We start from the raw sequence: 19,930 nt of genomic DNA, 5'->3' as shown, positions 1-19,930 counted from the left end.
ATGCCCCCCTCTAATCTATAAAACCATATTGTTCTAACTTACTTTTTGTTACCGAACGCTCATTAGTTTGCTTTGAGTTATGTTGAACAGTTAACATACGTTCCATGTATTTAGCTAACATGTCATATTCAACATTGACAATATCGCCTTGTTGCTTCTGACCTAGAATCGTTGCTGATTGTGTTTCTGGTATTAAAGAAATGATAAAGCCGTTTTCTTTTAAACCAAAAACCGTTAATGACGTACCATCAACCGTAATCGACCCTTTTAATGCGATATAATGGAGTCCGTCTTGGTCAATCGAAATGTGGATATACTTTGCGTTATCCTCTGTCCAAATATTTTCTATCTTACCTATAACATCAACATGGCCTGAAACAAAATGGCCACCAAATCTTCCGCCTGCACTCATCGCTCGTTCTAAATTCACTTCAGAGCCGATTTCCGTATTTGCTAATGAGGTACCTCTATACGTTTCTGGAATCACATCAACGGTGAACCACCCGTCACTATAAGAGGTTACTGTAAGACAAACACCATTGACTGAAATACTATCTCCTATATTTACATCAGAAGTAACGGTCTTCGCTTCAATCATCAATGTTAAGGAACTTTTGTTTCGCTTAATTTGTTTAATTTTCCCTTTTTCTTCTACGATACCTGTAAACATTATTCGCCATCCTCCTTCATCGGTTGTGCGATCAGTTTTATATCAGGACCTAATTGTTCCACCGATGTGAATGTTAAGGATGCTGCATCTTTCATCCACTCTGGTGATGAACCACCTACTGTCTGAATGGCATTATGACCGCCAAGTAATTTTGGTGCAATGTACCAATGGCATTCATCAAACAGATTATTTGCTATGAAGGATGCATGGACTGTACTCCCGCCCTCCACGTAAAGCGATTGAACCTCTTGCTCACCTAAGATGTGTAATACATTATCCAACTCAATCGATGTTGTACTTAATTGGATTACCTTCACATGCGGGAATAATTCCTGAAATGTGCCCGTTTTTGCATCAACACCACAAATGATCCATGTTTCCGCATCGTGGTTTAGCACATTGGCATCGTGATCTATTTGTAGTTTAGTATCTAATATAATTCGAATGGGATTCTTTCCACCTTGGGGCAACCTGGTGGTAAGATGGGGATTATCATGTTTGACCGTATTTATACCAACTAAGATAGCATCGTGAATATGGCGTTGCTTGTGGACGTCAAGACGTGCTTGTTCTGATGTTACCCAACGGCTATCACCAGTGGACGTAGCAGTCTTACCGTCTAACGTCATCGCTGCCTTTAATGTTACATACGGTCTTTGGGTATTCATGAAATGGAAAAAATTTCGATTCAGCGCTAATGCTCTTGCTTCTCTTAGGCCAATTTCAACTTCAATTCCTGCTTGTTGTAACTTTTCAACACCTTTTCCTGCAACCTCAGGGTTTGGGTCCAAACAAGCAATATAAACCTTTTTCAAGTTTTGCTCAATGATCAAGTCTGCACACGGTGGCGTTTTTCCATGATGTGCACAAGGTTCTAATGTCACGTAAATATCAGCACCTTCTGCTTGATCACCAGCCTGTGTTAGCGCGTGAACTTCTGCATGCTCCTTACCTGCTTGGAGATGTGATCCAATTCCGATGATCCTACCATCCTTCACCACAACAGCTCCGACTGATGGATTAGGACTCGTTTGGCCAATGGTACTCTCCGCTACAGACAAAGCTAAATCCATATATTCTTCCTTTGTCATTTCTTCCCACAACCTTTCCAACTTATTTTGGAAAGAGAAGCAAGAAAGCCCCAGGCAGATAGACCTGGGGCTTATACATACGGCTAAATAAACGTACATAGTACGCGTCTTTTTCCTTTTCCCATCCAGACTTTAACTGTCGGTTTTGGTTTCTCACCAAATCCACCTTCACACATTGACTGTGTTCCGGGTCACGGACTGAGGGTTCTTCACGTACACCCATCACCGTCGGTCGGGAATTACACCCTGCCCCAAAGGAATTCCTATTCAATTACTTATACTATAACATCTTTTTAATTAAAATGCATGAAAAAAACTTGAATTATTTGTGAATTATTGAACATTTAAACCAAAAAACTTATTCCTTACTCATTTTGTATATGTTGTTGCTATCACGTTCATATGTGTAGCAAGATTTTAAGAAAAAAGCTATCTTATTCACTTACATCGTTATTAAATAAACGACTGTCGTTTATGTATATACCATTCCTCCATATACACTATTTGCAGCAGTCCTAGTTATCAATTTGCTTAATCACTTGAGCTGGATTACCACCAACGACAACGTTATTTGGTACATCTTTCGTAACGACAGCACCTGAAGCAATAACAACATTGTTTCCTACTGTTACACCAGGGTTTACGATTGCATTTCCTCCAATCCATACGTTATTACCAATCGTAATTGGTTTTGCATATTCTTTACCAGAGTTACGTTCAGTTGGATGAAGAGGATGTGTTGCCGTATAGATTTGTACACCTGGTGCCAGCATACAATTATCGCCAATTCTTACTTCACCAACATCTAATATGGTACAGTCAAAGTTTGCATAGAAGTTCTCTCCAACATATGTATTGTAGCCATAATCAAATCTTATATTAGGCTCCATGGATACATTTTCTCCAGTTGAACCTAGTAATTCTTTTAATAATAGGGAACGTTTTTCTCCTTCTGTTTCTAATGTTTGATTGTAAATCCTAACCTTTCGTCTTGCTTCCTTACGATCGTTTACTAATACCGGATCTTCAGGGTCATACATATTTCCTGCCAACATTTTTTCTTTTTCTGTTTTCATTTCCAGCCTACTTTCCGAATATGTACCGTTACCTTTATTTTAGTGGGAGGTTATTTACCTCCCATCCGTCTTCGCGATAACTATTATTCTGTTCTTACTACGCAAGAGAAACTGACTCACACTCTATTACTGTTATAGATCTTCACCTAATATTTTCACTTCTCGCTCTAATTCGACTCCAAACTTTTCTTTCACTGTTTTCTGTACCATTTCAATCACAGATATATAGTCAGAAGCAGTCGCATTGTCTTTATTTACAATAAAACCGGCGTGCTTCGTGGATACTTCTGCTCCACCAACCCCTTTACCTTGCAACTCACTATCTTGTATTAACTTTCCAGCAAAGTAACCTGGTGGTCGTTTGAATACACTTCCACAAGAAGGATATTCTAATGGTTGTTTTGACTCTCTTTTATGTGTTAGATCATCCATGACTGCTTTTATTTCCTCATAATTTCCTGGCTGTAAATCAAAACGAGCTTCCAACACAATATAACCTTTTTCAGGAATGTTACTCGTTCGATAATCTAAATCTAGTTGGTCAGCAGTAAGTGTTAATAATTCACCTTCTCGAGTAGCAACAACAGTGTCACGCAAACAATCTTTCACTTCGCCACCATAGGCTCCTGCATTCATAAATAACGCTCCACCTACAGTACCAGGTATACCACAGGCAAATTCAAGACCTGTTAGTTGTTCATCTAACGCCTTTCTAGAAGCGTCAATAATCCTTGCACCACTTTCAGCAATAATACTATTGCCTTCTCTTTTAATCGTAGTAAATCGCTTCAAACTCATAACAATTCCACGAATACCGCCATCTTTCACAATTAAGTTGGAACCATTCCCAAGCAAAGTAAATGGCACTAGTTCTTGATTAGCTAGCTTAATTACTTCTTGCACCTCTCGCCTATTAGCTGGGGTAACAAAAAAATCAGCATTACCACCCAATCGAGTATACGTATGTTTTTTTAATGGTTCGTCTACCATCACATTTTCTTCCGCAGTAACATCGAGTAACTTATTATATAAATCATGGTTCGTAACCACTTCGATCATCCTCTACAGTTTACTTCATACCAATCAAATTATAGCAGTTGGATGAGCCTTACATCAATTAAATTTAGCCCTCGGTTATAAATATGTAGGGTGTTGTTTCGGTGTTCCCATTCGTTTATTGAAATGAAATAGAGTTAGCTAATGGTTCATATTTTAACTCATTTTCTTATCTTATTCCGATATTGTAATAAAACAGATATCCGCTCAATACTTATTTTTTCCTTTTTTGGCTATTTAACGAATAAATATCCTCCTCCCACCTTAAAGCGGACATCTATTCCTCTATTTCGCGCAAAAGCATCCGCTTAGTCGGCAAAACAACCCTAAAAAAGAGAATAACGGAATGAGGAACCAGCTCACACCTTCAACTGGTCCCTCATTCCGTTATTTTAGCTAGTTTCACGATTAACTTTTGAACGTTACCCCATTAACGCAGTCATTAAAGCCTTTTGCGCATGTAGGCGGTTCTCTGCCTCTTGGAAAACAGCTGATTGTTCTCCATCAATTACTTCAGCAGTCACTTCTTCTCCTCTATGTGCAGGTAGACAGTGCAGAAAGCTGACATCCGGTTTTGCATAAGCAAGTAAATCCGTGTTCACTTGAAAACCTGCAAATGCTTTTTCCCGTTGTTGTTGTTCACTTTCTTGCCCCATACTAGCCCAAACATCCGTATAAACGATGTCGGCATCTTTCACTGCTTCCACTGGGGATTCTGTGACCACAATGTTATTTCCACTAGCAAATGATTTTGCTTGTTCGGTGATCGCTGGGTCTGGCTGATAGCCTGCTGGTGCAGCAATACGAATATCCATCCCCATTTTAGCCGCACCAATCATTAAGGAGTGAGCCATGTTGTTTCCATCCCCAATATATGCAACTTTAACCCCTTGTAATGTCCCTTTTAATTCGATAATCGTTTGCATATCTGCTAGTACCTGACAAGGGTGATAGGAGTCTGTTAAACCATTAATGACTGGTATGCTTGCATATTTTGCTAACTCTTCTACCTCAGACTGTGAAAAAGTACGGATCATAATCCCATCAAGATAGCCTGACAATACTTGAGCAGTATCAGAAATCGGTTCCCCTCTGCCTAACTGAATATCAGATGTACTTAAGAATAATCCTGTTCCACCTAACTGATAAACACCTGATTCAAAGGAGACGCGTGTACGGGTAGAGGACTTCTCAAAAATCATACCTAAAGTTTTGCCTTGTAACGGTTGTTCAGGGTTCCCTTGTTTACGTTGTTCTTTTAATTGAGCAGCCAGTTCTAATAAATAAGCGATCTCATCTGCTGAATAGTCCGCTAATGTTAAAAAATCACGACCTTTTAATTGCTGTTTGATAGTAATCGATTCTGTATTCACTGTCATCGTAACACACGCTCCTTTGTATTAAGATTCTTGCCAGCCTGCATATATTCGTTGATGGAAACAGGTTCCTCTTGGTCTTGGTTTGTTGCCTTTAAATAAGCGACAAGTGTCTCTACTGAACTCATACATAACAGGTCTAACTTAATCGCACTTTCTCGCAACTTTACATGACCATCCATATTCCCAGTCCGTTTTGTGCTACACACAAACTTAAATTTATTTCCTAGACACTGATCGATCGCCTCATCCATTTCTATAACACTAGCAACTTCGACACCGCTATCTTTTAATAGTGTTGCTGTCGAAGCATCAACAACAATATTCGCTTTCACATTAGAAAGCAATGCTTGCAACTCTTTATTTTCAACATCGGTTTCTGATAAAGAAAGAAAGATGGAATCGTTACTTTCGATCGGTTTTAAAGTCTTTTCTTTCCAGCCAAACGCTTTGGCAATTGCCGCTTCAACCGTTGACCCAATACCAATCGCCTCGCCTGTTGATTTCATCTCTGGTCCAAGAACAGGATCAAGACCAGGTAATTTCGTTGTCGAGAACACAGGCATTTTCACAGCATAGAATGGAACCTCTTCATGTAAGCCTAACTTCCATCCTTGCTCTGACAAGCTCTCTCCCATCTGTACTCGTGTTGCCAAATCGATCATCGGCACACCAGTAACCTTGCTTGCAATCGGCACTGTTCTTGAGGCTCTTGGATTCACTTCTAGCACATAGATATCTTTTCGATCTTCACTAATAACGAATTGGATATTAATAATACCTTTTGCATCAATTTGTTTTGAAATTTTTTGCGTATAGTTTGCAATTAACTGTTTTTGCACATCCGTTAAATCTGGTGCAGGAAATACTGCAACACTGTCACCCGAATGCACTCCTGCACGCTCTATATGTTGAAAAATGCCAGGGATAATCACATTGCCTCCATCACAAATCGCATCGACTTCAGCCTCAAATCCGGAAATAAATCGATCAATTAGTAGTGGAAACACACGATTACCTGGTGCATTCGCTTTTAATCCTTCAATATACTCTAGTAACTGTTCCTGATTATGAACAACAACCATCCCTCTACCACCAATAACATACGATGGTCGCATTAATACTGGATACCCAATTTGCTTAGCCACAGCTTTGGCATCCTGTACATCTGTCACAGTATCCCCAGGAATATGAGGGATATCTAATCCTTGCAACAGTTGATAAAATTGATCACGGTCCTCTGCTGCTTCAATGGAAGCTAATGAGGTACCAAACAATTTAACGCCCGAGTCCTGCAATCCATCTGCTAGATTAATTGCTGTTTGCCCACCAAATTGAACGAGGACACCATCTGCTCCTTCTTTTTCGACAACATGGAGCACATCTTCTTCTGTTAATGGTTCAAAATAAAGGTGATCTGCCGTGTTAAAATCGGTACTAACCGTTTCTGGATTATTATTAATAACAATGGAATCTATCCCTTGGTCATTTAAAGACATGGCGGCGTGAACGGAACAGTAATCAAATTCGACACCTTGCCCAATTCGGATAGGACCCGACCCAAGAACAGCAACCTTTTTCTTTCCTGTTAATGCTTCCACTTCATCAAATTCATTCCACGAACTATAATAGTACGGCGTATCTGCAGAAAATTCTGCCGCACAAGTATCAACCATTTTATAAGAAGGTCGAATATTTAACGCTTTGATACGAGCTTGAATGTCACTTACATCAACACTCATGATTTCGGACAATGCATTATTTGATAAACCAAGCACTTTTGCTTTTTTCAACTGGCTTTCTGTTAATTGCTCCCAACCTGTTTGTTGCAGTTCTTGCTCGATCCGAATCATGTAATCTAATTCATTTAAAAAATACTTATTAATCGCTGTTAGTTCATGAATATCTTCCACCGTATATCCACGTCTTAAAGCCTCGCCAACAAAGAATAGTCTTTCATCGGTTGCCTCAACTAATTGTTGATTCAAATCCTGATTAGAATATGCTTCGAGTCCTGGTAGTGCAAGATGTTCCAATCCTATTTCTAACGAGCGAATTGCCTTATTTAGTGCGGATGGGAAGTTCCTCGCTAATGCCATAACCTCACCAGTTGCCTTCATCGCCGTACCTAGTAACCGATCCGCTGAAGCAAATTTGTCAAATGGCCAGCGTGGAATTTTTAATGCAATATAATCGATGGCAGGTTCAAAACTAGCGTACGTGTCCCCAGTAATAGGATTTAACACTTCATCAAGGTGGTAACCAAGGGCTAATTTAGCCGCGATTCGAGCAATTGGATAACCCGTTGCTTTGGAGGCTAAGGCACTAGAGCGACTTACCCGTGGATTTACTTCAATAATGACATACTCATTACTTTCAGGGTTCAAGGCAAATTGAATGTTACAACCACCAACAACACCAAGCTCACGAATAACCTTACATGATACAGAACGTAACATTTGGTATTGTCGATCATTTAATGTTTGCGATGGAGCGACAACGATACTGTCACCAGTGTGAACACCGACAGGGTCAAAATTCTCCATATTACATACGATGATGCACGTATCATTGGCGTCTCGCATCACTTCATATTCTATTTCCTTCCAACCTTTAACACTTTGATCAATCAATACTTGGTTAATCGGACTAGCATGGATACCGCTTTTGACAACTGTTATAAGCTGTTCCTCATCTTTGGCAATCCCCCCACCAGCGCCACCAAGTGTGTAGGCAGGTCGAATAATTAACGGAAAACCTACTGACTGACCAAATTGAATAGCTTCATCAACAGAACTTGTTGAAATACTTTCTGGAACTGGCTCATCAATCTCTTTCATCATGGCTTTAAACTTCTCACGGTCTTCTCCATTTTGGATCGTATCTAATGGTGTACCAAGTAATTCAACATTGTATTTTGCTAATACACCAGAATCTGTTAATGTAACAGCTAGGTTCAAACCAGTTTGACCTCCTAGTGTTGGCAACAATCCATCTGGCTTTTCTTTTTCAATAATTTTAGCTACAGACTCACCAGTTAACGGCTCCATATAAACCTTATCTGCAATATTTTCATCCGTCATAATGGTTGCTGGATTATTGTTAACAAGTATAACTTCAATTCCTTCTTCTTTTAGTGCTAGACATGCTTGGGTTCCGGCATAATCAAATTCTGCAGCCTGACCAATCACAATTGGCCCTGACCCAATCACGAGTACTTTTTTTATGTGCTGCAATTTAGGCATGTTGTTTCTCTCCCTTTGTTGATAACTGGTTGATAAATGTAGTAAAAATATTGAACGTGTCAATTGGGCCTGGGTGTGCTTCAGGGTGAAACTGCACCGTCATTAAATTTTTCGTACGATGCTTTAACCCTTCCACTGAGCGGTCATTGACATTGATATGGGATACAGTCCAATCCCCGCTATTTACCGAGTCATGATCCACAACATACCCATGGTTTTGTGACGTAATCACGACCTTTCCAGTAATTAAATCTTTCACTGGATGGTTACTCCCGCGATGTCCATAAGGTAGACGCTTCGTCTGTGCACCATAAGCTAATGCAACAAGCTGATGGCCAAGGCAAATGCCTAGAGTAGGGTAATAATCAGTTACTTGCTTAATCGTATTTGTTATATGATTTAAATCTTCAGGATTCCCTGGTCCATTAGACAATACAACTCCGTCTGGATCTATCTCCTTTATTGTTTCAAAAGATGTATCATATGGAACAACCGTGACATGGCAACCTAATTCCATTAACGAATGTGTAATCGAGTGTTTATAACCAAAATCAAAAACAACGACATGTGGATAGACTTGATCAGTCAGTTTATTTGCTTTAAATTGGGTGATTTTTGAAATGGATACTTGTTTTACGATATCAGCATCAACCGTTCGCTTTTTGGGTATATCTTTTTCATCTGTTGTTATTTTTCCATACACTTCACCATGCTCACGAATAATTCTCGTTAATGCTCTTGTATCAATATCATATAAAGTAGGAATTTGGTATTTCTCGATAATATCTACAATCGTATGATTCGATTGATAATGTTCAGGTGTATGGCACGGGGAAGAAATAATCCAACCAGCTAAAGAAGGTTTAATACTTTCATAGTCGATATCATTCATTCCATAATTCCCAATCAGCGGATAGGTCATGGTAACAATCTGTCCAGCATACGATGGATCTGTCATAACCTCTTGATACCCTGTCATTGCTGTGTTAAATACCATTTCACCTTCTACTTCTTTTACTGATCCTAACCATTTCCCTTCTAAAACGTCCCCAGTACTTAATACAAGATAGCCAATTTGTTCCTTCATGATTTCATTCCTCCCAAACCCCAAACAAATATTTATACTCAATAACTAATAATTATGCATATATAGGAAAAAATAAGAACTAAGAACCTTCACAAGATCGGAAACTTAGTTCTTACATTCATTTTATCTAGTTCACATTTAACTTCTTTTCATGTTCATGGATCCAATTTGAACTTTGTTGCAATAATTGATCTGCAGTTTCAAATTGTTCCTTCACCCGTTGTTTTGCTGTTCCACCTGCAACATCACGAGCATTAACGACAGCTTCTGGTGCAAGCACATCATAAATGTCACGATCAATAGACTCAGAAAATTGCTGGAACTCTTCAAATTCAAGATCTAATAAATATTTATTATGCTGTATACAGTAGAGCACCACTTGCCCAACAACTGCATGCGCTTCTCTAAACGGCAAATCTTTGCCAACTAAGTAATCCGCTAAATCCGTTGCATTTGAGTAATCCTTCGCAACCGCTTGGTACATCGTCTCTTTATTGACATGCATGGACTCGATCATCGGTGCAAATAATGCTAATGCTCCTTTTAATGTTTCAACTGTATCAAACATACCTTCTTTATCTTCTTGCATATCCTTGTTATATGCTAGCGGAAGCCCTTTTAATGTCGTTAACATTCCCATTAAATGCCCATAGACACGACCTGTTTTTCCTCGTACTAACTCCGCTACATCTGGGTTTTTCTTTTGTGGCATCATGCTACTGCCCGTACAGAATTCATCATCCAATTCAATAAAATTAAATTCTGCACTAGACCATTGTACAAGCTCCTCACATAGGCGTGATAGATGGGTAGAGATTAACGATGCATTAGATAGAAACTCGACAACAAAATCGCGATCACTTACGGAATCTAGACTGTTTTCGGTAATCCCGTCAAAGTTTAGTTTGTCTGCAACATATTGACGGTCAATTGGAAAACTCGTTCCAGCAAGCGCCCCCGCACCTAATGGCGATTTATTCACTCTTTTAAAACTGTCTACCAATCGTTCCACATCACGTTGAAACATAAACACATACGCCATCATGTGGTGGGCAAACAATACTGGTTGCGCTCTTTGCAGGTGTGTATAGCCAGGCAATACCGTATCTAAGTTGTTTTTGGCCTGGTTATACAAAGCGTTTTGTACATCTACTACTAGCTGACTCAGCATCACCAAAGCTTCACGAAGATATAATCGCATATCTAAAGCAACTTGGTCATTTCGGCTCCTGCCAGTGTGTAACTTTCCACCGACAGGACCGACTTCATCAATTAATAGTTTCTCGACATTCATATGAATGTCTTCATTATCTTCCGTTAACTCCGCTTCACCTGTTTCAATTTTTTCAGCAACTGCTTCTAATCCCTTTGCAATTGTCGTGGCATCACTTTCTGCTATAATGCCACACTTTGCTAACATCTCTACATGGGCGAGACTTCCCTGGATATCATACTTTGCTAGTTTTTGATCAAACTGAATCGATGCCGTATATTCATCCATTAATTGACTAGTTGGTTTCGTAAAACGTCCGCCCCATAGTTTCATTGCTTGACAGCTTCCTTTACATCAACTTTTGTTTTTTCCATTGATGTGTCCTTTTCCTCATGTACTTTGTTTACAGTAGAATGTACTTGCGTTGGTAAGCCCCATAACTTAATAAAACCTAGTGCTGCATCATGATCAAATGCATCCCCTTTGTTGTATGTTGCAAGATCTAAATCATATAGAGAATGACTTGATTCACGTCCTACCACTTGTGCGTGACCTTTATATAGTTTCACTTTCACTGTTCCAGAAACATAAGTTTGTGTTTGTTCAATAAATGCTTTTAAGCCATCTGTTAATTGAGAATACCAAAGTCCATCATAGATCGTTTGTGCTAACTTTTGCTCAATTGTTGGTTTGAACGCTGCAACTTCTCTTGGAAGTGTGAGTGCTTCTAATTCTTGGTGCGCCTCAATCAATGTAATAGCTGCTGGGCTTTCATAAATCTCACGTGATTTAATCCCAACTAAACGATTTTCGACATGATCAATTCTGCCGACACCATGTTTTCCAGCAACTTCATTTAACTTCAAGATCAACTCTTCTAACGGTAGGTGTTCGCCATCAAGTGATACTGGCTTCCCTTGTTCAAAACCAATATACACAGTTTGTGGCTCATCTGGCGCATCTACAGGATCTACTGTTAGATCAAAGGCATCTGCAGGTGCTTCTGCCCACGGATCCTCTAAAATTCCACATTCATTACTACGTCCCCATAAGTTTTGGTCGACACTATATGGACTATCTAATTTTACTGGTACTGGAATACCATGTTCTTTTGCATAGGCAATCTCTTCATCTCTTGTCATTTTCCATTCACGAACAGGTGCTACAATCTTTAAGTTTGGATTTAATGCAGTAAATGCTACATCAAAACGAACTTGGTCATTTCCTTTTCCAGTACAACCATGTGCAACTGCAACTGCTCCTTCTTTTTCAGCAATATCAACCAATACTTTTGCAATTAACGGACGGGATAATGCCGATACTAACGGATATTTCCCTTCATATAGAAGATTTGCTTGTAACGCTGGTAATACATATTCATTAGCAAATAATGCTTTTGCATTGACACTATAGGATTTAATCGCACCTACGTCTAATGCTTTATTTTTTACAAATTCAAGATCTTTCCCTTCTCCTACATCAAGACCAACAGCGATCACATCATAGTTATATTTATCTTGTAACCACTTAATTGCTACTGATGTATCAAGTCCTCCAGAATACGCTAAAACGATTTTCTCCTTACCCATTTGCGATCTCCCCTTAAAATATTTATATTAGATACAATTTTTTAATTATTTTGATGTTATGAATTATTATGCACTATAAAGTATATTAATTCAACCATTTAGTCCCATTTTTTTAAAAAAGTTTTCTCACGATAACTTATGTGGTTTTAGGCATATCGTTCATTGTTTTTTGGGTGAAATTTTATGGGGAATGTTTGTTTTTAAAAACCATCTCAGAAGTAATTGAAGGAAAGGCGGAATGAACCTCGAAATGTGGAATGGAATGAGGAACCGCAAGTTGGATTAACTGGTTCCTCGTTCCACTAATTCAAGAAAATAACCCCACATTTAGAGGGAAGCGGTTTGTGATTACGCTATTGGGCCCTATAGTGGTTAAAATCTTGTAGAAAATAGCAAATAGCGGAATGAGAAACTATTTCACGCCTCAAAATGGGCAGATTTTACAATATAACGGACTCAGGAACCACATCGTTGGATTAACCGGTTCCTCGTTCCATCCTATACGGGAAGCTTTTTAAACCACTTGCAGCTATTATTAACAAAGTTGAAAATTACTGTAACAGATCGTTGTCAAAAAACGACTATATAGAAAAGGAATAAGGTGGGGGACATTATGTATAAAAGATGGTTAATCATTGTCGGTCTTTGTATAATCTCTTTATTAACAGCTTGTAGTAGCAATGAATCAACTGAATCTAATGAAGCTATCTCAGACGATAGTAATGCTGCAGCAGATGGTGCTACAGAAGAAAGTTATGATAGGGTCAGTATGACAGATGACGCACCAGATCGTGACCAGTCCCGGTCTAATCAAATAGAAAGCACAGAATCAGAGCAGCAGGCAACAGATCAAGAACGAAAGGTGATTTATACCGCAAATCTGCAAATTGAGGTAGAAGATTATACGCAAGCCGTTCAAGATATTCAATCACAAGTAACTGATAACAATGGCTATGTGGTAGAATCAACAACCTATGGTGGCGCCGATGATGATCGACAAGAAGGAATGTTGAAGGTTCGGATCCCTCAACAACACTTTGATGCATTCATTCAAGTCATTGAAGAGGGTAGCATGAAGGTAATGGAAAAAAATGTATCAGGGCAAGATGTAACCGAAGAATTTGTTGATTTAGAGTCTCGTTTACAATCAAAACAAGTGGTCGAAGAAAGATTGCTCACATTTATGGAACAAGCCGAAGAAACAGAGGATTTATTACAGATCTCTAATGACTTAGCCGACGTACAAGAAGAAATTGAACAGATTACAGGAAGACTTCAATACTTACAAAATAAAACAGATTTAGCGACGGTCACGATTCACCTTCATGAAAATCGAGTAAACATCCCAAACGTCCATGATGAAGACTTGAACACATGGGAAAAAACAAAGCAACAATTTATGAACAGCATCAACTTTCTCCTTTCTGCTGGTTCCGCTCTTGTTGTCTTTATAGTGGGGAACTTGCCAACGATCCTATTGTTAGGAATCATAGGTCTGATTGTGTACTCGATCTATAAAAAACAAAAACAACGACAGAAAGAATAACTTAAAAGGGTCGGAACTACAAATAGTCCGACCCTTTTCTTTATTACTGTTGATTATTATTTTCTAAACTTTGCTCCGCTACTTTGATCATTCGTTTGACCATTTCGCCCCCCACTGATCCGTTTGCACGTGCAGTGGTGTCTGCTCCAAGCTTTACACCAAACTCATTTGCGATTTCTTCTTTCATATTGTCCATCGCTCGTTCTGCACCAGGCACTAGTAATTTATTACGAGATGCCATAACCGAATCACTCCTTGTGGGATGATGGAATAGCCTATTTGCTATTCATACTTACTATATGTTTTTATTTCCATCATACACCCGGTACTTTCTGTTAATTAATCTTCCCAAACTGCATTTTTCAGTGTTTCATTTCGTTTATAACGGGCAATTGCTAGTTCAATCAGTTGGTTAATTAATTCTGGGTATGAAACTCCGCTTATTTCCCAAAGCTTAGGGTACATGCTGATTTTTGTAAAACCTGGTAAGGTATTGACTTCATTAACGACTAATTCACCATTTTCCTTCAAGAAAAAGTCTACCCGTGCCATCCCTTCACAATTGAGTGTTTCAAACACACGAACTGCTTCTTGTTGGACGTTTTGGCTTACTTCGTCCGTTAGTTCAGCAGGGATTGCCAGATCGGCACCTTTTTCATCAATATACTTGGATTCGTATGAATAAAAATCTGTTTGCGGCAAAATTTCACCCGGTAAAGATGCTTTTGGATGCTCATTTCCAAGAACGGCACACTCTATTTCACGACCTTCCACCGTTTCCTCAATCAACAGTTTGTGGTCATAACAGAAAGCTTCTTCTATAGCACCTTCAAACTCTTGTTTACTTCTCACTTTACTGACCCCAACCGAAGACCCCTGATTGGCTGGCTTAATAAACATTGGTAAACCTAATTGTTTTTTTACTTGTTCATAGTTAATGGCATCCATTTTAGCAGCCGTAAATGTTACGGAGTCCGCTACTTGGATCCCAGCTTCTTTTAACAATCGCTTAGCAATGTCTTTGTCCATACTAACTGCTGAACCTAATACATCTGTACCAACAAATGGAATATTTGCAATCCTGAACATCCCTTGAACACTACCATCTTCTCCTAACGTGCCATGCACAATTGGAAAAACAACGTCAAGTTCTAACTTATCTGTTTCTCCATCATCAGATAAATAGACGAGTTGATTTGTCGTCTCTCCAGGTCTAATGGCTACGGGATGATTGGTTTTGTTCAACTGAATTCGCTTTGGATCATCTTCATTAACAAGATAAGATGATGGATCGTGTAAATGCCATTTTCCTTGTTTATCTATTCCTAGCAGTGTAATTTCATATTTATCTTTATCAATTGCATCTACAATATTTTTGGCTGACTGTAACGAAACTTCATGCTCGGCAGACTTACCACCAAAAATAATACCAACTTTAATTTTAGACATGCAGTTTTCCCTCACTTTGACAATTTTAGTCTTACATAAAGATACCATATCAAGGCTTGTTTTGAGTAATTTTTCAAGCAAGTATTTTTGTCTCTTATATGTTTATGTAATATCATGAACCCTTATATTCTAGCACAGCAAATTTTTGATAAAAAACTCAATGTTGAAAACTCTACATTATATTGAAGACGAATACGACGGGAGGGGGGAATGAATCCTACATAATGGTGCACAGATTGTCGGAAAATTACATTCCATTCCTGTTACTATATGGTTAACGGAGGGATATTAGATGGACTCACTTAAAAGGATGAATGATGCAATGAATTACATCGAGGATAACCTTACAAATGAAATAGACTATAAAGCGGTAGCAAGGATCGCCCATTGTTCCGAATATCATTTCAAAAGGATGTTTTCTTTCCTTGCTGGTATTACCTTGTCAGAATACATCCGCCGCAGACGACTTAGTTTAGCAGCCTTTGAACTTCAAAATCGCAACAAAAAAATTATTGAAATCGCGGTGAAATACGGCTATAACTCACCAGACTCATTCACTAGAGCTTTTCAACACTTACACGGTGTTACACCATCAGAAGCAAGAAACAGTGGCAAGCAATTAAAGGCCTATCCATTAATGTCCTTTCAATTATCGATTAGAGGGGGAAACGAAATGAACTATCGAATTGAACAAAAGCAAGCATTTAACCTAGTTGGAATTATGAAACGAGTACCGATTGTTTTTGAAGGGGAAAATCCGGAAATTACAGAGATGTGGCAATCATTGACAATGGACAAAATAGAACAATTAAAAAAACTGTCTACAATCGAACCTTAAGGAATCATTCAAGCATCTACTAACTTCTCGGAAGGACGTATGGAAGAAACAGGAGAACTAGATCAGTATATTGGAGTGGCAACGACACAAGAATGCCCCGAAAACTTTACTAAACTTGAAGTTCCTGCCCTAACATGGGCGGTATTCGAATCAATAGGACCTTTTCCTAGTACATTACAGGAAACTTGGGGAAGAATCTATTCCGAGTGGTTCCCATCATCCAACTATCAAGTAACAGAAGGGCCCGAAATCTTATCAATCAAAAGTAAAGATTTAACTTCTCCATCTGTAAAAAGTGAAATTTGGATTCCCGTTTCTAAGAAATAATTAATTAGTTTATATTCAAAGGGCTGTTTCGGCAGCTCTTTTTTATGATGTTTTTAATTAAAACGGAGCACAGTTTCATCAACTGAGGCATAGTTATGCTACCCAGCTGTTAAATAATGGTGCTCCAATTGATGTGATTCAGAGCTTACTCCGACACGAAAAAAAGTGAAACAACCCGAATATATGATCAATTAAGCGGGAAGATCAGACAGCGTTTTACAACAAATACTTTTGATAATTAAAAGTTAACGGTAAATCTAACAGGTAGAGTTTGTGGAGAAAAATGCAACTTAAATTAAAAACAACACAACCATTAGTAAACATCCCCCCTTTCATTAGTAAAAGACAGAAAAATACGCTTGGAATTTACTGTCCAAGCGTTCTCTTTTTTATATTTTCTTGTTAAACTAAAAATTTCACTTTAAGTATAGCATTTCACTTACCAATTGACTTTTTTCTAGCTCTTTTTATAGGTTATAATCGTTATAACAGTTATAATAAGGATGTGATCTTTTGGAACAATTTGAAAGAAAGATTACAAAAGTTAGAAATAGTTTTGGAATCACTCTTCCTAACGAGTTACTTAAACAAGTCGGTTTAACACATGGTGATGATGTTCAAGTTGAAGTTAAAGATGGAAAGATTGTTTTAAGAAAAAAAGAGCAGATGACACTTCCCGAAGGCGTTGATGCAGAGTTCATGGATATATTAAATGATGTCATTAATGAGCATGATAAAGCGTTTAGAGGGTTAGTAAACAGATAATGGATGAAGTCATCTATCTTACAACAAACCAAATCATTGCTATTAATACTGTACAAATTCGTCTATATTCTCCTGATGAACCTTTAGGACAAAGATCCAAGCCTACTTGATTCAGCTATTAACCGACCAAAGCAATCCGAATTTGGCAGTGATGCTTATCCAACTATTTTTGAAAAAGGTGCCGCACTTTTTGAATCTATAGCTATGAACCATGCCTTCCACAATGCGAATAAGCGAACAGCTCTTGCTTCCCTAATTGTCTTTTTGAAAGTAAACCATTTTCGTTGGACGATGGGTATTGAAGAAGAACAAGACTTTACAGTTGATGTTGTAAATCATAAATACACGTTTGAGGAAATTGTTTTAACAATTGAAAGTCATACAGAAAAACTATAAATATATTCTCTATTCGATTTGAGAATGGATTTTTGTTCTTATTCTGCAAAAAATTATTAAAGATAAGTTTAAGTGCATTATTTCACAAAGATGAAAATTTTACTCTTCCCATTTATCAGAAATTACAGCTTTAATAAACTTTCCTTTCTTAACTTCGATAGCTATTGCTTCTTTTTGGCTAATATCTGTGATTTCATAATACTTTGTCCCAACTTCATATTCATTAGAGAAGTTTCCACTTGTGTTAGAACTTTCAAGGTCTGAATATGAAGTAACTTTACCGATTTCTTGACCTAATTTATCTTCTTTAACTTCCTCTTCTGATACAACATAGGTTTCATTTTCCCATTTAACGAAAGGATATGCCCAGCTTGCACTGGCATCATTTTGTATTTCATTCTCTGATTCACCATCATTTAAAGAACAACCAGATAATAATAAAAGAATTCCAGAAATTATCACTAATAATTTCTTTTGCATATAAACACCTCCCATATATTAGACGGTTCCATTACCAAAAAAAGATTCATCAAATTTTTATTAACCTGCTCCTTTAGCACAATAGGAGCTGCCGCATCGACAACTCCTTATTCAATATTTGCTTCCTATAGTTGAAGATTATTTTTTATTTAATACGAGTCTAATTATAATAAGGATAAACAAAAGTAATTGTGATTGTGCCATCCTTAAATGGTAATCTGCAAATAACTGAACTTCTTCTTTTGTAAGTTCATGTTTACTCGGATTTACACCATCAGCTTTGAAATAATAGTAAAAAACGCTTATAGCCCCTAATATAATTAAAGTATTCAATATCTTTTTCCATGTTTTCTTCTGTTTAATATTAACACCTCACTTATCTCTTAAAGAAACGCACTCGTTAGCTGAACTGTTCTTCTGGAGATTTCTGACAAGCATTCTTTGTCACATAAGTACCAGCAATAAAGTCATGAATAGCACGTTTATCTTCCCTGATACTAACCATAAAAGCACTTATAATAATACCAATCCCTAACGTAAGAGCATAAACAATCGAAGCCACTATCTCTCTTAATAGCATTGTTCTAAATCCTACATTACCACCATCAATACCGACAATCCGATTTCTTACCACTCGCCTCCCTAAAGTGTATCCACACCAAATAATAGGTAATATAATGCCATACAAGAATCCTGATAAATCAATAAGACGATAATTATAAACATCTGTAAACAAATACAAGTCTCCGTATAGAGGTATTGAAATGAGAGCTGTCGACACAGATATAATAATAATATCTAAAATTCGTGCAGTTACCCTATTCCAAAAACCAGCTGGATTATTAAATCTGATAAAAAACTCCCCCTCTCTTTAGAATTGCTTTGAATGTATTTTTTCAACAAACCTGCCCTTTAGCACAATAGGAGCTGCCGCATCGACAACTCCTTATTCAATATTTGCCACCCTTTAGTGGAATACCGTTTTCTTATTTTATAAGAATATCGATATTGTCTTGATATTTAGTTAAAAGATTATCGTACATTTTATTCAATTTATCATGATACTCAATATCCTCTGATTGGGCTGGTTTACCTATCTCATTTTCTATATATTTTTTCGTGTATTCTCGTCTTTCGGTTGACTTTTCAATATAAAATTCGCCATATTCCTCTGGTGACATATCAAGTTTGTCTGCCTGTTTTTTATAAAAATCGAGAATTGGGTTTTCTTTACCTTGTGGTGGTTCAGCAGGTAAACTATACCCCTTTAACTCCTCTTCTACCTTGTGTGATACATCTACCCCCATTTTCATGGCTTCTTGAACCATAATTTCTTCCTTAACATAACTTCTTACGAGTTGTTCTAAACTTTCATCTTCTAAACTATGTAGCCACCTAATCTCCTCTACCGTGACTTCCTTATCATTTACAATTGCAGCAACATCATTGTTATCATATTTATCTTGTTTACATCCCGTTAAAAATAAAATAACTATGATAAAACTTACTATTGAAAACTTTTTCATCCCCCCACCTACCAATCATAATTTCTCCTCTTCAACTACACTGCCTCGTTTAAGATCATCACTTCACAATCTTACATTATTTTAACAGGAATATTCAGAATTCATCACAAAATCGAAATTAAACAAAAAAGAAACCCTTAACATTATTAGGAATAACAAACAACTTAATCGTTTGACAATTATGATCAAAATCCCCCTTA

The 19,930-nt window shown here is 37.7% G+C and carries 17 protein-coding genes, 2 pseudogenes and 1 riboswitch; of the genes and pseudogenes, 5 read left to right on the top strand and 14 right to left on the bottom strand.

What is annotated here, in order from left to right; translation table 11 throughout:
* Positions 1-10: 10 nt before the first annotated feature.
* The 9 genes from ribE to FCI53_RS11325 all read right to left on the bottom strand — a co-directional run bounded on the left by ribE (position 11) and on the right by FCI53_RS11325 (position 12,403).
* The gene (ribE, locus tag FCI53_RS11365; RefSeq protein WP_138418929.1) at positions 11-670 is read right to left on the bottom strand and encodes a riboflavin synthase; all 660 of its coding nucleotides are present in this window, start codon (positions 668-670) and stop codon (positions 11-13) included.
* Positions 670-1,761 (bottom strand): bifunctional diaminohydroxyphosphoribosylaminopyrimidine deaminase/5-amino-6-(5-phosphoribosylamino)uracil reductase RibD, encoded by a 1,092-nt coding sequence (gene ribD, locus FCI53_RS11360; protein WP_138418927.1) that lies wholly within the window; start codon positions 1,759-1,761, stop codon positions 670-672. The genes ribE and ribD overlap by 1 nt, the downstream gene beginning before the upstream one ends.
* A 109-nt stretch (positions 1,762-1,870) precedes the next feature.
* Positions 1,871-2,024: riboswitch (FMN riboswitch) on the bottom strand.
* Between the two features lie 252 nt (positions 2,025-2,276).
* Positions 2,277-2,837, bottom strand: a complete 561-nt coding sequence (locus FCI53_RS11355) for a sugar O-acetyltransferase (RefSeq protein WP_138418925.1) — start codon at positions 2,835-2,837, stop codon at positions 2,277-2,279.
* Positions 2,838-2,969: 132 nt separating this feature from the next.
* The gene (gene murB / locus FCI53_RS11350; protein ID WP_138418923.1) at positions 2,970-3,887 is read right to left on the bottom strand and encodes a UDP-N-acetylmuramate dehydrogenase; all 918 of its coding nucleotides are present in this window, start codon (positions 3,885-3,887) and stop codon (positions 2,970-2,972) included.
* Between the two features lie 428 nt (positions 3,888-4,315).
* Positions 4,316-5,272 (bottom strand): ornithine carbamoyltransferase, encoded by a 957-nt coding sequence (gene argF / locus FCI53_RS11345; protein WP_138418921.1) that lies wholly within the window; start codon positions 5,270-5,272, stop codon positions 4,316-4,318.
* Positions 5,269-8,514: a carbamoyl-phosphate synthase (glutamine-hydrolyzing) large subunit gene (locus FCI53_RS11340; protein WP_138418919.1), complete on the bottom strand. Its 3,246-nt coding sequence runs from the start codon at positions 8,512-8,514 to the stop codon at positions 5,269-5,271. The genes argF and FCI53_RS11340 overlap by 4 nt, the downstream gene beginning before the upstream one ends.
* The gene (locus tag FCI53_RS11335) at positions 8,507-9,601 is read right to left on the bottom strand and encodes a carbamoyl phosphate synthase small subunit (RefSeq protein ID WP_138418917.1); all 1,095 of its coding nucleotides are present in this window, start codon (positions 9,599-9,601) and stop codon (positions 8,507-8,509) included. Before FCI53_RS11335 ends, FCI53_RS11340 begins: the two co-directional genes overlap by 8 nt.
* A 127-nt stretch (positions 9,602-9,728) precedes the next feature.
* A complete protein-coding gene (argH, locus tag FCI53_RS11330; protein ID WP_138418915.1) occupies positions 9,729-11,147 on the bottom strand; it encodes an argininosuccinate lyase in 1,419 nt (472 codons plus the stop codon).
* Positions 11,144-12,403 carry an argininosuccinate synthase gene (locus tag FCI53_RS11325; protein ID WP_138418913.1) on the bottom strand — a complete coding sequence of 420 codons (1,260 nt, stop codon included), beginning with the start codon at positions 12,401-12,403 and terminating at the stop codon, positions 11,144-11,146. Before FCI53_RS11325 ends, argH begins: the two co-directional genes overlap by 4 nt.
* A 613-nt stretch (positions 12,404-13,016) precedes the next feature.
* Here FCI53_RS11325 and FCI53_RS11320 point away from each other — a divergent pair.
* Positions 13,017-13,949 carry a DUF4349 domain-containing protein gene (locus FCI53_RS11320; RefSeq protein ID WP_138418911.1) on the top strand — a complete coding sequence of 311 codons (933 nt, stop codon included), beginning with the start codon at positions 13,017-13,019 and terminating at the stop codon, positions 13,947-13,949.
* Positions 13,950-13,992: 43 nt separating this feature from the next.
* Here the strand turns inward: FCI53_RS11320 and FCI53_RS11315 are convergent, their stop codons facing one another.
* Both FCI53_RS11315 and ddlA read right to left on the bottom strand, forming a co-directional pair.
* Entirely contained in the window at positions 13,993-14,190 is a 198-nt protein-coding gene (locus FCI53_RS11315; protein WP_138418909.1) for an alpha/beta-type small acid-soluble spore protein, read from the bottom strand.
* Positions 14,191-14,288: 98 nt separating this feature from the next.
* A complete protein-coding gene (gene ddlA, locus FCI53_RS11310; protein ID WP_138418907.1) occupies positions 14,289-15,398 on the bottom strand; it encodes a D-alanine--D-alanine ligase in 1,110 nt (369 codons plus the stop codon).
* Between the two features lie 292 nt (positions 15,399-15,690).
* Here ddlA and FCI53_RS11305 point away from each other — a divergent pair.
* From FCI53_RS11305 to FCI53_RS11290, 4 genes and pseudogenes are all read left to right on the top strand, one after another.
* A pseudogene (locus FCI53_RS11305) lies at positions 15,691-16,563 on the top strand (AraC family transcriptional regulator).
* Positions 16,564-16,639: 76 nt separating this feature from the next.
* Positions 16,640-16,798, top strand: a pseudogene (locus FCI53_RS11300) (tyrosine-type recombinase/integrase); the annotation flags it as partial.
* Between the two features lie 278 nt (positions 16,799-17,076).
* On the top strand, positions 17,077-17,328 hold the full coding sequence (locus FCI53_RS11295; RefSeq protein ID WP_138418905.1) for an AbrB/MazE/SpoVT family DNA-binding domain-containing protein: 252 nt from the start codon (positions 17,077-17,079) through the stop codon (positions 17,326-17,328).
* Between the two features lie 117 nt (positions 17,329-17,445).
* Positions 17,446-17,724, top strand: coding sequence for a type II toxin-antitoxin system death-on-curing family toxin (locus FCI53_RS11290; protein ID WP_342774205.1), 279 nt, complete (start codon positions 17,446-17,448; stop codon positions 17,722-17,724).
* Between the two features lie 99 nt (positions 17,725-17,823).
* Here the strand turns inward: FCI53_RS11290 and FCI53_RS11285 are convergent, their stop codons facing one another.
* The 3 genes from FCI53_RS11285 to FCI53_RS11275 form a co-directional block, all read right to left on the bottom strand.
* The gene (locus FCI53_RS11285; RefSeq protein WP_138418903.1) at positions 17,824-18,204 is read right to left on the bottom strand and encodes a hypothetical protein; all 381 of its coding nucleotides are present in this window, start codon (positions 18,202-18,204) and stop codon (positions 17,824-17,826) included.
* A 400-nt stretch (positions 18,205-18,604) separates the two neighbouring features.
* Positions 18,605-19,057, bottom strand: coding sequence for an RDD family protein (locus FCI53_RS11280; protein WP_138418901.1), 453 nt, complete (start codon positions 19,055-19,057; stop codon positions 18,605-18,607).
* A 133-nt stretch (positions 19,058-19,190) separates the two neighbouring features.
* Positions 19,191-19,730, bottom strand: a complete 540-nt coding sequence (locus FCI53_RS11275; protein WP_138418899.1) for a hypothetical protein — start codon at positions 19,728-19,730, stop codon at positions 19,191-19,193.
* Positions 19,731-19,930 lie beyond the last annotated feature (200 nt).

Source organism: Aquibacillus sediminis, from assembly GCF_005870085.1.
GTDB lineage: Bacteria > Bacillota > Bacilli > Bacillales > Amphibacillaceae > Aquibacillus_E > Aquibacillus_E sediminis.
This window is presented reverse-complemented; position numbering and strand designations above follow the sequence as displayed.